The organism is Vogesella amnigena, from assembly GCF_042648905.1.
GTDB lineage: Bacteria > Pseudomonadota > Gammaproteobacteria > Burkholderiales > Chromobacteriaceae > Vogesella > Vogesella amnigena.
On the sequence record NZ_JBHRYH010000005.1, the window covers coordinates 87,443 to 100,166 of the forward strand.

Genomic DNA, 12,724 nt, shown 5'->3' on the forward strand with positions numbered 1-12,724 from the left:
CTGCCAGCAGGCAGGCCGGGAGAAAAATAACGCGTCATTCTAGCAAAAAGCTAGGGCGCCTTCAGCAGGGTCGCAATAAAGTCGAAACCTTCGCGGTACAACTGGCTGATGGCCGGCTCCAGTAGCGGCAGGCTCAGGTACAGCGCAATGAAGCCGATCATCAGCGTCAGCGGGAAGCCGAACGAGAAAATGTTGAACTGCGGTGCCGCCCGCGTCATGACCGCAATCGCCAGGTTGACTACCAGCAGGCAGCCCACCACCGGCAGTGACAGCCACAAGCCCCAGGCAAACAGCTTGCCGCCCCAGATCGCCAGCTCGCGCAGGCTTTCCGGAGCCAGCATGGTACCAATGGGGAAGGTCCGGAAGCTGTCCACCAGTGCTGCCAGCAATACCTGGTGGCCGTCAAAACTCAGGAACAGCAAGGTGGCAAAGATGGTCAGCACCCGCGAGACCGCCGGCACCTGCGCCGAATGCTGCGGGTCGAAAAACATGGCAAAGCCCAGGCCCATCTGGGTACCCATCAGGAAGCCCGCCATTTCCACCGCGGTAATCACGATGCGCATGGCAGTGCCGATGATGATGCCGATCAGCAGCTGCTGTACCACCAGCAGCGTCCCCTCGGCCGACAGCACCGGAATGGCCGGCATCGGCGGCAGGATAGGCGCCAGCAACACGGTAAGCAGCAGCGCGAAACCGGCCTTGAAGCGGCGCGGGATATTGCGCGAGGACAGCAGCGGGTCCGCCAGCATCAGGCCAACGATGCGGGCGAATGGCCACAGAAAATAGGCCAGAAACGCGCTGATCTGGGTATCGCTGAATGTCAGCATGGGTTGGCCGCGGTCAGCCGATGACGCCGGGGATGCTCTGGAACAGGCGCGTCATGTAGTCCAGCAGGGTAGTCAGCATCCACGGCCCGGCCAGCACCAGCACCAGGAACATGGCCAGCAGCTTGGGGATGAAGGTCAGCGTCATCTCGTTGATCTGGGTAGCCGCCTGCAGGATGCTCACCAGCAGACCCACCAGCAGCGACACCGCCAGTGGCGGGCCGGATACCAGGATCAGCACGTACAGCGCGTTCTGCAACAGATTGATGACGGTTTCCGGTGTCATGACGCCCCCTCAGTTCACGGCAAAGCTCTGCACCAGCGAGCCCATCAACAGTGTCCAGCCATCCACCAGCACGAACAGCATCATCTTGAATGGCAAGGAAATCACCACCGGCGACACCATCATCATACCCATGGCCATCAGGATGCTGGCCACCATCAGGTCGATGATCAGGAAGGGGATGAACACCATGAAGCCGATCTGGAACGCGGTTTTCAGCTCGCTGACCACAAAGGCCGGAATCAGCGTCTTCAGTGACACGTCCGCCTTGGTGGCCGGCGGCGGCGACTTGGAGATCTCGATGAAAAACGCCAGGTCTTTCTCGCGGGTCTGCGCCAGCATGAAGGCCTTCATCGGCTTGGCGGCTTCATCCGCCGCCTGCTGGAAGGTAATGCGGTCTTCCGACAGCGGCACCCAGGCCTTGTTGTAGACCTCGTCCAGCGTCGGCGCCATCACGAACATGCTCAGGAACAGCGCCAGCCCCACCAGCACCTGGTTGGGCGGCGACTGCATGGTGCCCAGCGCCTGGCGCAGCAGCGACAGCACGATGATGATGCGGGTGAACGAGGTCATCATCAGCACCATGGCCGGGATGAAACTCAGGCCGGTCATCAAGAGCAGCATCTGCAGGCTGAGCGAATAATTCTGTCCGCCGCCCGGCGCCGGCGTACTGGTCATCAGCGGCAGGCTGGCCGCCCATACGGCCGCAGGCAACAGTGACAGCAGCAGGCCTAAACTCAACTTCCATTTCATTTGTCGCCATCCCCCTGGCGCTTTCTGGCCTTGTCCATGGCACTGGCCAGCCACTGCGCGAATGGCGGGTTGGCCGCAGGCTGCCCGCCCTGCTCGCTGCCTTCCGGCTTGGGCATGCTTTTCAGCAGGTTGACATTGCGCGCGGTCACCCCCAGCACCAGCCATTCCCCGGCCAGCTCCACGATCACCACCCGCTCATGCGGCCCCACCATCACACCGCTGACCACCCTTGCCGGCTGGATGCGGCCCAGCATCGCACCCATGGAAAAGCGGCGAAACAACCAGGCAATGGCAAAAATGGCTGCCAGCACCAGCAGCAGGCCAAAGCTGACCTGCAGCATGCCCCAGAACGGCGACGGCCCCTCGGCAGGAGGGGCCGCCAGCGCTGGCGCAGCAAGCAGCAAGCAGAACAGTAGACGCAGCATACTCATTTCTGCAGCCGGCGCAGCCGCTCGGCCGGGGTAATGATATCGGTCAGACGGATACCGAACTTGTCATTCACCACCACCACTTCGCCCTGGGCGATCAGGCAGCCGTTCACCAGCACATCCATCGGCTCGCCGGCCAGGCCATCCAGCTCCACCACCGAGCCCTGCGCCAGCTGCAGCAGGTTGCGGATGGCGATCTTGGTACGCCCCAGTTCCACGGTAAGCTGCACCGGGATGTCCAGGATCATGTCCAGGTTCTGCGGTACCGACTGCGCAGCGCCAGCGGCAGAGAAGTCCTGGAACAGCGAGGTGGCCGGCTTCACTTCTGTAGCAGCAGCGGCAGCATCCACCTGCTCCTGCTCCGCCATCGCCGCGGCCCAGTCGTCCATCACATCGTCGCCGCCCGCGCCTTCCATGCCGGCCACGGAATCCGGATCAAAGCCTTGTTCTTCAGCCATCTTCGTTTTCTCCATTGGGCAAGTCGGCCAGATCGTGCGCGCCGGCCAGGATTTCATCCACCTTCAGCGCATAATTGCCCGATACCGTGCCGTAGCTACAGGACAGTACCGGGATGCCCGATACATCAGCCACAATCTTTTCAGGGACATCCACCATCACGACGTCCCCTTCCTTCAAGTTCAGAATCTGCCCCAGGGTAATCTTGGCCTGGGCCAGGGTAGCGACCAGCTCCACCTCTGCCGCCTGTACCTGACGCTGCATCAGGTTCACCCAGCGGTTATCCACCTCGGTGCGGTCTGCCTGCATGGTGCTGGACAGCAGGTCGCGCAGCGGCTCCACCATCGAGTACGGCAGGCAGACGTGGAAGTCACCGCCGCCAGCACCCAGTTCGATATGGAAAGTCACCGCCACCACCACCTCGGTAGGGGTGGCGATGTTGGCGAACTGGGTGTTCATCTCGGAACGGATATAGCCGAACTCGATCGGATATACCGGCTCCCAGGCTTTCTGGTACTCGGTAAATACCACTTCCAGCAGTTTCTGGATGATGCGCTGCTCGGTCGGCGTGAAATCGCGCCCCTCCACCCGCACGTGAAAGCGGCCATCGCTGCCGAACAGGTTGTCCACCACCAGAAACACCAGGTCCGGGTCAAAAATCAGCAAGCCGGTACCACGCAGTGGCTTGATGTGCACCAGGTTCAGGTTGGTGGGTACTACCAGGTTGCGAATGAATTCGCTGTATTTCTGCACCCGCACCGGCCCGACCGAGATTTCGGCATTGCGGCGGATGAAATTGAAAAAGCCAATGCGCAGGTTGCGCGCAAAACGCTCGTTGATGATTTCGAGCGTGGGCATGCGGCCACGGACGATACGTTCCTGCCGACCAATGTCGTAGGAACGTATCGAACTTCCGTCGCCGGAATCGCCATCATCTTCCTCTTCCCCGGTAACACCGCGCAGTAACGCGTCTACCTCTTCCTGGGACAGGATCTCGTCGGCCATAGCTCGGTATGTATTACTGCTGCTGGATGATGAAGGAAGTAAACAGCACGCCTTCCACCGGTTCGGTTTCGGCAGCGTCCATCGCTTCGTTCATGATGCGTTTGATCTGGGCACGCAGCTTGACCTTGCCGTCCGGCGTGGCCAGTTCTTCTTCGGTCTTGGAGGACAGTAGCAGAATCACGGCACTGCGGATCTTCGGCATGTAGGCCTTGAAGTTGTTCTTGGCTTCTTCATCCGCCAGTTCCGCCTGCATTTCCACTTGCAGCATAGGTGCAGTCGGGCCGCCGGTCAGGTTCACCACGAAAGAGTCCAGCTTTTCGAAAATCGGCGGACCTTCTTTCTTTTCCTTCTTGGGCTCGGCTTCCTGACTGTGCTCGGCACTGGCCGCTGCCGGCGCATGCGACTGCCCCAGGATCAGATAGGCTGCCAGGCCACCAATGGCGGCCAACAGCACCACCAGAAGAACGATGACAATGATGATAAGTTTTTTATTACCACCTGCTGCCGGTGCAGCTGCCACGGGTGCCTTGGTGTCTTCCTTTTTTTCAGCCATCTTTGCTCAACTCGCTAGCGGGAAATGATTGCCCGCTATTTTCCCCATTTCCACCACGATTGAACAGGGCTGACGGTGAAAAGCCCTTTATATCAAGCCCGGATACTGAGCTGATCGCTCGCCGCCACCGTTTCCGGCTGCAATTCGGCTGCGCCCAGCGCCGCTACCGCCTCGTCACCACGTGCCTGAGTCTCGTCTGCCGGGGTACGCTGCTGCTGGCCGCGCTGCTGGCCATGCTGCCAATGCTGGGCCTGCTGCTGGGCAAACTGCTGCTGCGAGCTGACCTCCACATTCCCCAGCTGGATGCCGGATTGTTCCAGCATGCGGCCCAATTGCGGCAAGCTGCTTTCCACGATCTCGCGGGCGGCATGGTTGGCCGCCACCACGTTGATCTGCGCCTTGTTCTGCGAATCGAAGCTGATGGAGATATCCAGAGGGCCGAGATGCTCCGGCGTCACTTTGATGCTGGCGGAATCGAGTTTGAACTGCACCATCTGGCCCAGCTTTTCGGCGAACTCATGCCGCCAGGCCTGACTGCCGCGTGCCATGGGCTGGCTAAGCTCGTGGTTCAGTGCCTGGCTGGCACCTGCGGTCGGCAGCGATGCCGCAGCCAGGTTGGCAGCATGCGTATCGTCCAGCTGCGGTACCGCCTGCTGCAGCTCATCGTCGGCAGCAGCGGCCTCGGCGCGGAACATCAATCGCACATCGTCCGGCAGCACGCCGCCACGCCGCGCACTCCCCTTGCCAGCCTCTACCAGACCAGCGACCGTAGCCTGGGTATCCAGCTGTGCCAGCTCTCCATCGTCGGTGCCCGGCAACAACTGGCTGACATCGAATGCAGCCGCCTCCCCCGCCCCGGCGGCATCAGCCTGGGCCAGGCGCTGGCTGATTACCTCCGAGTGCTGCGCCTGGCTGGCCAGCAAGGCGGTGATCGCCTGCGACGGCAAGGGCTGACCGGCAAATCCTGCCGACTCTGGCAATTGCTGCCGCCCGTTGCTGCCTGGCAAGCCATGCAGTGGCTGGTAACCCGGCATCAGCAGCTGCACTGCCTGGGCAAAGGCACTGGCATCGCCAGCAGCAGACGGCTCCGCCATGGCCTTACCCTTGCCCAGCAGGCCGCCAAGCCCTGGCGATAGCGTGGCGTCCTCGCCACTGCCCTGTAGCTGCGATAGCAGCAGGGAAAAGATACTGTTATCACCGCTCTGCGCGCTGGCTGCAGCGGCGGTGGATGGTGTCTGATGATTGACGGTGCTTGCGGCAGAAATTGCATGGGCCATGGTGCTTGCCCCTTTTGACTGGATGCAGCGGTAAAGCAGATTGCGTGCCAGCTGTCAGCCCGGTTTTTTCAGCCGGGCGGAAAACTCGTCCAGGGTCTTCTGCTCGCGGCGCTTCTGGCTGAGCGCGGCACGTTTTTCCTCGCGCTTCTGCAGCACCTCGTAGGATTTGAGCTTGCGCCGCTCCAGCAACCAGGCCTGCTTTTCCACCAGGAAGCGCTGCGCGCTGCGCTCCACCTCCTGCTGTTGCTGCTCGCGGGCATCATCCAGCTTTTGCATGAACAGGCGGAAATCCTGCCACTGCAGCACCGACATGCCCGCCTGCCCCTGGCTGAGCATGCGCTGCTGATAATCGGCAATAAAGCCATCCAGTTGCAGCAGCATCTGCTGGGCATGTTGCTGCGCCTGCTGTGCCTTGCGCATGCGCTCCGCCGCCGCCTCCAGGCGGTCGCTGGCCAAACGTAGCAGTAGCGCGAACTTGCTCATGATTCAGCGCCGAATCAACCGGCCAGGGTTTCGCCCAGCATGCCGCTGCAGCTGGCAAAGTCGAAGTTTTCATGCATCGACTGGGTGAGAAATGACACCATCTGGCCGTGGCGGCGGATGGCTTCGTCCAGCATCGGGTCGGAGCCCGGCACGTAGGCGCCGACGCTGATCAGGTCACGGCTGCGCATATAGCGCGAGAACAGCTGCTTGAAGCGCCGCGCCAGGTCCATGTGCGAACGGCTGACTACGTCCACCATCACCCGTGAAATCGACTGTTCGATATCGATGGCCGGGTAATGACCGGATTCGGCCAGCTCGCGCGACAGCACGAAGTGGCCATCCAGGATCGCCCGCGCCGAGTCGGCAATCGGGTCCTGCTGGTCATCGCCCTCCGACAGCACGGTATAAAACGCGGTGATCGAGCCGCCACCAGCCTCGCCATTGCCGGCACGCTCGATCAGCTGTGGCAGCTTGGCAAATACCGACGGCGGATACCCCTTGCTCACTGGCGGCTCGCCGATGGCCAGTGCAATCTCGCGCTGCGCCATGGCATAACGGGTAACCGAATCCATCAACAGCAGCACATCCAGCCCCTGCGCACGGAAGTACTCCGCCAGTGCGGTGGCGTAGGCGGAGCCATGCAAGCGCATCAATGGCGGCATGTCGGCGGGGGCAGCCACCACCACCGAGCGCGCCAGGCCTTCCTCGCCGAGAATGTTCTCGATGAAGTCCTTCACCTCGCGGCCACGCTCGCCGATCAGCCCCACCACCACCACATCGGCACGGGTGAAGCGCGCCATCATGCCCAGCAGCACCGATTTGCCGACACCGGAGCCGGCAAACAGGCCCAGACGTTGGCCGCGGCCAACGGTGAGCAGACCGTTGATCGCTTTCACCCCCACATCCAGCACATCGTGCACCGGCGTGCGATGCAAGGGGTTCAGTGGCTGACTGTACAAGGGGAAGTAGGCATCCGGGTACACCGGCCCCTTGCCGTCCAGCGGCCGGCCCAGCGAATCCAGCACTCGCCCCAGCAGGCTGAGCCCTACCGGTACCTGCCGCCCCAGCGGGCCGTTGACTTCCGGCTTGACGCTGCTTTGCTGGTAGTCCGGCGGCTGGTACGACACCACCGGCTTGACCGGCGTGCCTGGCAGCAGCCCCTGGATATTGGTCAGCGGCATCAGAAACAGCCGCTCTTCGGAAAAGCCGACCACCTCGGCCTCCACCACATGGCCGGGGGCCACCTCCACGGTGCAGGCGCTCCCCACCGGCAGCCGCAGGCCCACCGCCTCCATCACCAGCCCGGTCACGCGGACCAGCTGCCCCTGCACCTGCCACAGCGGCGCCTGGGCCGCCGCCTCGCGGCAGGATTGCAGGAAACGGCGCTGCGCGGCCAACAGTTCAGTCATCCTGTACTCCCAGCGCACGGCGCAGCGCCTGCAGCCGCTGCGGTAAGGACAGATCGATCTTGCGCTGACTGGTCTCGATCAGGCAGCCGCCGCGATCCACCGCCTCGTCCGCCAGCCAGTGCCAGTTCACGCCGGGGTATTGGCGGGTGGCAAAACTTTCGATGATGCCGATATCGGCCGGATGCGCGCGCACCCTGGCCTGCAACAAACCCTGGCCAACCTCGTCCAGCGCCTGCTGCACCAGCGGCAGCATCGCAGCATGATCCAGCTCGATATGCGCCGCCACGATACGCTCCGCCAATTCCACCGCCAGGGTCAGCACGTCGCCGGAAAGATCCTGCCCGAGTTGCTGCAACTGCTGTTCAAAGCTCTGTTGCAACGCCTGCAATGGCTGCCAGTGCTCGGCAAAACGCGCGGCAACTTCCGCCTGTGCCGCGGCCTCGCCGGCAGCGCGCCCCTGCTGCAGGCCTTCCTGCTGTCCGGCATCAAAGCCTGCCTGCCAGGCCTCCTGGTGAATGGCTTCCAGTTCGGCCGCCGTGGGGTAGGCCAGCGGCGCCTCTTCCGGCTCCGGCTCCAGCGCGTCCGTCTCCGGCAAGGGCTCAGGCATGGCCTGGTCCAGCGCCGGCTCCAATACAGAAACCCCCTGGGCAGGGGGTTCACTGGTATCTGCAGTCTGCTCCGGCGGTAACTGCTGCGCGGGGTCTGCCCCCAGCTCACCAAAACGCCAGGACTTCCACTGCCCCAGCGCCTCAGCCGGAATCACATTGTTATTCGACAAGGCCTTCGTCTCCACCCTTGCTGGCTAGCACGATCTGGCCTTCGTCGGCCAGCCTGCGCACGATCTTGAGAATTTCCTTCTGCTCGGCTTCCACTTCCGACAGCTTGACCGGCCCCTTGGACTCCAGATCGTCGCGCAGCATCTCGGCAGCACGGCTCGACATATTGCGGAAGATCTTGTCCTTGAGCTCCTGGCTGGTGCCCTTGAGGGCCACCACCAGCGAATCGGACTGCACTTCGCGCAGAATGGTCTGAATGGAGCGGTCGTCGATCTCCAGCAGGTTGTCGAACACAAACATCTTGTCCTGGATGCGCTGCGCCAGTTCCGGATCGTACTCGCGGATGTAGGACAGCGCCGAGGCTTCCACGTTGGAGCCCAGGAAGTTGAGGATTTCCGCGGTCATGCCCACACCACCAGCGGCACTCTTCTTGATACGATCGGAGCCGGACAACAGCTGGGTCAGCACATCGTTCAGCTCGCGCAGCGCCTGCGGCTGCACGCCTTCCAGCGTGGCGGTACGGATCAGCACTTCGTTGCGCAGCCGCTCCGGGAAATAGGCCAGGATGGCACTGGAAAGATCCGGATCCAGGTGCACCATGATGGTGGCAATGATCTGCGGGTGCTCGTTGCGGATCAGGTCGGCAGCCGAGGACGGGTCCATCCACTTCAGGCTTTCGATACCGCTGTGGTCGTTGCCCTGTAGGATCTTGTCCAGCAGGTTGGCCGCCTTGTCCGGGCCCAGCGCCTCGATCAGCACGTTGCGCAGGTATTCGTCGGTGGCGCCGAAGTTGGCACGCGCGGCGTACTCTTCCTCGAACTGGCCAACAACCTTTTCCACTTCCTCGTGGCTGAGGTTGCTCAGCCCCGACATGGCCAGGCTCAGCTTCTGCACTTCCTTTGGCCCGAGGTACTTGAATACCTCGATGGCCTCGGCCTGCCCCAGGCTGAACAGCAGCACGGAGCTGCGGCGGATACCGGCATCACTCATCGGACGCAATCCATTCCTTGATGATCTGTGCAGCCATGCGCGGATCGGCCCTTACCAGATCACGCGCACCCTGCAGCTTGAGTTCGTACTGCCGGCGCTGCTGCTCTTTCGGATCCTGCGATTCCAGCGAACCGGCTCCGCCCTCGCCTTCGGCACCTTCTTCCCCGGCTACTGCCAGCAGGCGACCACCGGTGGCGGCTGCCTGCTCGCCGGCGGCGCCCTCCAGCGGTTCGGCTGGTGCCGGCTTGACCACGTCACGCATGATGGGGCGCACCACACCAAACAGCAGGTACAGCACCGCCAGAATCAACAAGCCGTACTTGATCAGGTTGGCCGCATTGTCGGTGGCGTACTCCACCAGCCTGTCCTTGGTGGACACTGTCGGCACTGCCTCGGCAAAGCTGGCGTTGACAACATTCACCGAGTCGCCGCGTTCCTGATTATAGCCAACCGCTTCCTTTACCAGGTCGGTGATCTGCTGGTATTCCTTGGCGGACATCGGCGTGGGCTTGGCTTCGCCATTGTTGTCCGTCACCATCTTGTAGTTCACCACCACCGCTGCAGTCAGGCGCTTGATATTGCCCTGCGGCTGCTTGGTATGCTGAATGGTCTTGTCGACTTCGTAATTGGTGGTGATCTCGCGATGCACACTGCCAGAGGCGCCCCCCATCGGCAGACCGGACAGCGTGGCAGTACCCGGCGCAGCGCCCGGCGGCAGCGTCAGCGGCGCGGATGCCGCGCTGGGCGGCTGATTGGTCAGCGCGCCAGGCACTCCGGACGGCAGGCTGGCATCCCTGCCCAGCGTTTCCATGATCTGCTGGCTGCGGGTGGCGGACGGGTTGGGCGTGGAGTTCGGCCGGTAGGTCTCCGATGTCTGCTCCACCTCGGAGAAATCGACACTGGCGGTAACCTGGGCGCGGGCATTGCCGCGGCCGAAGATCGGCTCCAGGATCGCCTCCACCCGCTTGGCGTAATCGGCCTCGATCTGGCGCACAAAAGCCAGCTGACGGCGGTCCATGCCGTTATTGCCGCCATCCTGCACCGTGGACAGCAAGTTGCCATCCTGGTCCACCACCGACACATTGCGTATCGGCAGGTTGGGAACCGCACTGGATACCAGATAGACGATACCGGCGATCTGGCCGGCATCCAGAATGCGGCCGCCGCGCAACTCCAGCATCACGGAAGCGGTGGGCAGCTGCTGATCGCGCACGAACACGCTTTGCTTGGGAATGGCCAGGTGCACGCGGGCGCTGTTCACCGCAGCGACGGATTCAATGGTACGCGCCAGCTCGCCTTCGATGGAGCGCTGGTAATTGACCTGCTCGGCAAACTGGCTGATGCCGAATTTCTGCTTGTCCATCAGCTCGAAACCGACGCCGCCGGCCTTGGGCAGCCCCTGTGACGCCAGCCGCAGGCGGGTGTCGTAGACCTTGTCACTGGGCACGGAAATTACCCCGCCCTCACCCAGCTGGTACGGCACGTTCATCTGCTGCAAGGCAGCAGTGATCTGACCACCGTCACGATCGGCAATGCCGGAGAACAGGATCTTGTACCCAGGGTCGCGATTGAAGGCCGCCAGGGCAATGACAATAGACAATACCGCAGCAAGTGCGGCAAAAAGCAGAATCTTGCGATTGTTGGGGAGTGCATTGAAGCGCGCCGTCATGTCATTGAGGCGCGCTTTCCAGGCAGGCGTAGCGTTGTCTACCAGATCAGCCATACAGTGGTTATTTCGTTATAGGTTTACCGCTGCAGGCGAGCCTCACAGCAGCGCTACACTTGCGTATTCATGATTTCCTGGTAGGCCGAAACCAGTTTGTTTCTAGCCTGCACCATGGTCTGGAAGCTCAGGCTGGCTTTCTGCATGGTCACCATCACATCCTGGATGTTGACCCCTTCTTCACCCAGTTCGAAGCGTTTCTGCAGCTCCTGGGAGGTTTGCTGCACCTGGTTGACCTGCTCCAGCGTCGACTGCAACACCGAAGAAAAGTCGACCTCAGGCGCCTGCGCCGGCGCTTCCGCCGGCTTGCCGGCAGCCAGTGCCGACATCGCCTTGAGTTCACCCAGCAGCTGGTTGATGCCTTGCGTAGACATGTCGATTTCTACCTGTCTGTTTCCACCTGCGTTCAGGTGGCGTCACCATCTTCTTCACGGTAACGCTGCAGCTTGTAGCGCAGGGTTCGTTCACTGATCCCCAGACGCTCGGCGGCCAGTTTCTTGACACCGCCCACCGCTTCCAGAATATGCTTTTTCTCGATGGACCGCATGTCCATCGCCTGTTCGTCCGCAGAGGCTTCCGAAGAGACCCGCGGCAAGGTAACAGCTTGCTCCGGCAGCACAGACTCCAGCATCAGATCGGCGGCAAAAACCTCCGTCCCGGCGGCAAGAATTGCCGCCCGCTGCATTACATTGTCCAGCTCGCGGATGTTACCTTCCCAACTATAGGCAGTCAATTCTCGTTCGGCATCGTTGCCAAGTGTTAAATTGGGCTTGCCTACTGCGTCGGCATGTTTTTTGAGCAATTTCCGTGCCAAGGGCAGAATATCCTCCGCCCGCTCCGCGAGGCCGGGCAGCTGCAGCGGGAAAACATTGAGCCGGAAGTACAGGTCCTCACGGAAGCGGCCAGCGGCGACTTCAGCCTGAATATCCCGGTTGCTGGTGGCCAGCACGCGAATATCCAGCTTGATGGTACGGGTACCCCCCACCCGCTCCACTTCGCGCTCCTGCAACACCCGCAGCAGCTTGGCCTGCAGCGACAGCGGCATCTCGGTAATTTCGTCCAGCAGGATGGTGCCACCTTGCGCCTGCTCGAACTTGCCAGCCAGGCTGGTAGTGGCGCCAGTGAACGCGCCCTTCTCGTGCCCGAACAAGGTGGACTCCAGCAGGCTATCCGGAATCGCCGCGCAATTCACCGCCACGAAGGGGCCATCCTTGCGTCGCGAGTGCTGGTGCATGAAGCGCGCCAGCACTTCCTTGCCGGCACCGCTGGGGCCGCTGATCAGCACACTGGCGTCGCTGGGCGCCACCCGGCTGGCAATGGACAGCAGCCTGCGCATGGCAGGCGACTCCGCCACCAGGGTATCTGCGCTGACCTCCGGCGCATCCAGCACGAAGCGCCCGACCTCGGCTATCAGCTGCTGCGGTTCGAACGGCTTCAGCAGGTAGTGGCTGGCGCCGGCGCGCAGCAGTTCGATGGCGCGTTCGATCACCCCATAGGCAGTCATCAGAATGAAAGGCAGCCCCGGATAACGGTCCTTGATCTGGAAGAACAGGCTGTAGCCGTCCATCGGCTGCATCTGCGCATCGGAAATCACCAGCCCCACCGGTTCATGCTGCAGCACCTGCAGCGCCGCCTCGCCATCAGCGGCTTCCACCACCTGGAAGCCGGCCAACATCAGGGTATCGACCAGCGCTTCGCGCAGGTCGACATCATCTTCCACCACCAAAACAGGCAAGCGTTTCATTGAATATCGTGTTCCATTGT

At 62.2% G+C, this 12,724-nt stretch carries 15 protein-coding genes; all 15 read right to left on the reverse strand.

Translation table 11 applies throughout. The annotated features are described in order from the left end of the window. Positions 1-50: 50 nt before the first annotated feature. The 15 genes from fliR to ACFOKJ_RS02245 all read right to left on the reverse strand — a co-directional run bounded on the left by fliR (position 51) and on the right by ACFOKJ_RS02245 (position 12,704). A complete protein-coding gene (gene fliR / locus ACFOKJ_RS02175) occupies positions 51-827 on the reverse strand; it encodes a flagellar biosynthetic protein FliR (protein ID WP_390276354.1) in 777 nt (258 codons plus the stop codon). 13 nt (positions 828-840) lie between these two features. Then, positions 841-1,110, reverse strand: a complete 270-nt coding sequence (fliQ, locus tag ACFOKJ_RS02180; protein ID WP_390276355.1) for a flagellar biosynthesis protein FliQ — start codon at positions 1,108-1,110, stop codon at positions 841-843. A 9-nt stretch (positions 1,111-1,119) separates the two neighbouring features. After that, a complete protein-coding gene (fliP, locus tag ACFOKJ_RS02185) occupies positions 1,120-1,860 on the reverse strand; it encodes a flagellar type III secretion system pore protein FliP (protein WP_390276356.1) in 741 nt (246 codons plus the stop codon). Further along, positions 1,857-2,285, reverse strand: coding sequence for a flagellar biosynthetic protein FliO (fliO, locus tag ACFOKJ_RS02190; RefSeq protein WP_390276357.1), 429 nt, complete (start codon positions 2,283-2,285; stop codon positions 1,857-1,859). Before fliO ends, fliP begins: the two co-directional genes overlap by 4 nt. A 2-nt stretch (positions 2,286-2,287) precedes the next feature. After that, positions 2,288-2,746, reverse strand: coding sequence for a flagellar motor switch protein FliN (fliN, locus tag ACFOKJ_RS02195; protein ID WP_390276358.1), 459 nt, complete (start codon positions 2,744-2,746; stop codon positions 2,288-2,290). Beyond that, positions 2,739-3,749: a flagellar motor switch protein FliM gene (gene fliM, locus ACFOKJ_RS02200; protein ID WP_390276359.1), complete on the reverse strand. Its 1,011-nt coding sequence runs from the start codon at positions 3,747-3,749 to the stop codon at positions 2,739-2,741. Before fliM ends, fliN begins: the two co-directional genes overlap by 8 nt. A gap of 13 nt (positions 3,750-3,762) precedes the next feature. Then, positions 3,763-4,302 carry a flagellar basal body-associated FliL family protein gene (locus tag ACFOKJ_RS02205; RefSeq protein ID WP_390276360.1) on the reverse strand — a complete coding sequence of 180 codons (540 nt, stop codon included), beginning with the start codon at positions 4,300-4,302 and terminating at the stop codon, positions 3,763-3,765. Positions 4,303-4,394: 92 nt separating this feature from the next. Beyond that, a complete protein-coding gene (locus ACFOKJ_RS02210) occupies positions 4,395-5,579 on the reverse strand; it encodes a flagellar hook-length control protein FliK (protein WP_390276361.1) in 1,185 nt (394 codons plus the stop codon). Positions 5,580-5,633: 54 nt separating this feature from the next. Continuing rightward, positions 5,634-6,062: a flagellar export protein FliJ gene (gene fliJ, locus ACFOKJ_RS02215; RefSeq protein WP_390276362.1), complete on the reverse strand. Its 429-nt coding sequence runs from the start codon at positions 6,060-6,062 to the stop codon at positions 5,634-5,636. Positions 6,063-6,076: 14 nt separating this feature from the next. Then, entirely contained in the window at positions 6,077-7,471 is a 1,395-nt protein-coding gene (gene fliI, locus ACFOKJ_RS02220) for a flagellar protein export ATPase FliI (protein WP_390276363.1), read from the reverse strand. Further along, positions 7,464-8,249 carry a FliH/SctL family protein gene (locus ACFOKJ_RS02225; protein WP_390276364.1) on the reverse strand — a complete coding sequence of 262 codons (786 nt, stop codon included), beginning with the start codon at positions 8,247-8,249 and terminating at the stop codon, positions 7,464-7,466. The genes fliI and ACFOKJ_RS02225 overlap by 8 nt, the downstream gene beginning before the upstream one ends. Further along, positions 8,239-9,237 carry a flagellar motor switch protein FliG gene (gene fliG / locus ACFOKJ_RS02230; protein WP_088966988.1) on the reverse strand — a complete coding sequence of 333 codons (999 nt, stop codon included), beginning with the start codon at positions 9,235-9,237 and terminating at the stop codon, positions 8,239-8,241. Before fliG ends, ACFOKJ_RS02225 begins: the two co-directional genes overlap by 11 nt. After that, positions 9,230-10,960: a flagellar basal-body MS-ring/collar protein FliF gene (gene fliF / locus ACFOKJ_RS02235; RefSeq protein ID WP_390276365.1), complete on the reverse strand. Its 1,731-nt coding sequence runs from the start codon at positions 10,958-10,960 to the stop codon at positions 9,230-9,232. The genes fliG and fliF overlap by 8 nt, the downstream gene beginning before the upstream one ends. A 53-nt stretch (positions 10,961-11,013) precedes the next feature. Beyond that, the gene (fliE, locus tag ACFOKJ_RS02240) at positions 11,014-11,334 is read right to left on the reverse strand and encodes a flagellar hook-basal body complex protein FliE (RefSeq protein ID WP_390276366.1); all 321 of its coding nucleotides are present in this window, start codon (positions 11,332-11,334) and stop codon (positions 11,014-11,016) included. A gap of 32 nt (positions 11,335-11,366) precedes the next feature. Then, positions 11,367-12,704 (reverse strand): sigma-54-dependent transcriptional regulator, encoded by a 1,338-nt coding sequence (locus tag ACFOKJ_RS02245; RefSeq protein ID WP_390276367.1) that lies wholly within the window; start codon positions 12,702-12,704, stop codon positions 11,367-11,369. Between the last annotated feature and the right edge of the window lie 20 nt (positions 12,705-12,724).

What these genes read in the sequence shown, in the direction of transcription:
- fliP (WP_390276356.1), bottom strand. Translation starts at nt 1,860, where the DNA reads ATGAAATGGAAGTTGAGTTTAGGCCTGCTGCTGTCACTGTTGCCTGCG.
- fliG (WP_088966988.1), bottom strand. Translation starts at nt 9,237, where the DNA reads ATGAGTGATGCCGGTATCCGCCGCAGCTCCGTGCTGCTGTTCAGCCTG.
- fliM (WP_390276359.1), bottom strand. Translation starts at nt 3,749, where the DNA reads ATGGCCGACGAGATCCTGTCCCAGGAAGAGGTAGACGCGTTACTGCGC.
- fliO (WP_390276357.1), bottom strand. Translation starts at nt 2,285, where the DNA reads ATGCTGCGTCTACTGTTCTGCTTGCTGCTTGCTGCGCCAGCGCTGGCG.
- ACFOKJ_RS02245 (WP_390276367.1), bottom strand. Translation starts at nt 12,704, where the DNA reads ATGAAACGCTTGCCTGTTTTGGTGGTGGAAGATGATGTCGACCTGCGC.
- fliN (WP_390276358.1), bottom strand. Translation starts at nt 2,746, where the DNA reads ATGGCTGAAGAACAAGGCTTTGATCCGGATTCCGTGGCCGGCATGGAA.
- fliQ (WP_390276355.1), bottom strand. Translation starts at nt 1,110, where the DNA reads ATGACACCGGAAACCGTCATCAATCTGTTGCAGAACGCGCTGTACGTG.
- ACFOKJ_RS02210 (WP_390276361.1), bottom strand. Translation starts at nt 5,579, where the DNA reads ATGGCCCATGCAATTTCTGCCGCAAGCACCGTCAATCATCAGACACCA.
- fliE (WP_390276366.1), bottom strand. Translation starts at nt 11,334, where the DNA reads ATGTCTACGCAAGGCATCAACCAGCTGCTGGGTGAACTCAAGGCGATG.
- fliI (WP_390276363.1), bottom strand. Translation starts at nt 7,471, where the DNA reads ATGACTGAACTGTTGGCCGCGCAGCGCCGTTTCCTGCAATCCTGCCGC.
- ACFOKJ_RS02205 (WP_390276360.1), bottom strand. Translation starts at nt 4,302, where the DNA reads ATGGCTGAAAAAAAGGAAGACACCAAGGCACCCGTGGCAGCTGCACCG.
- fliF (WP_390276365.1), bottom strand. Translation starts at nt 10,960, where the DNA reads ATGGCTGATCTGGTAGACAACGCTACGCCTGCCTGGAAAGCGCGCCTC.
- fliR (WP_390276354.1), bottom strand. Translation starts at nt 827, where the DNA reads ATGCTGACATTCAGCGATACCCAGATCAGCGCGTTTCTGGCCTATTTT.
- fliJ (WP_390276362.1), bottom strand. Translation starts at nt 6,062, where the DNA reads ATGAGCAAGTTCGCGCTACTGCTACGTTTGGCCAGCGACCGCCTGGAG.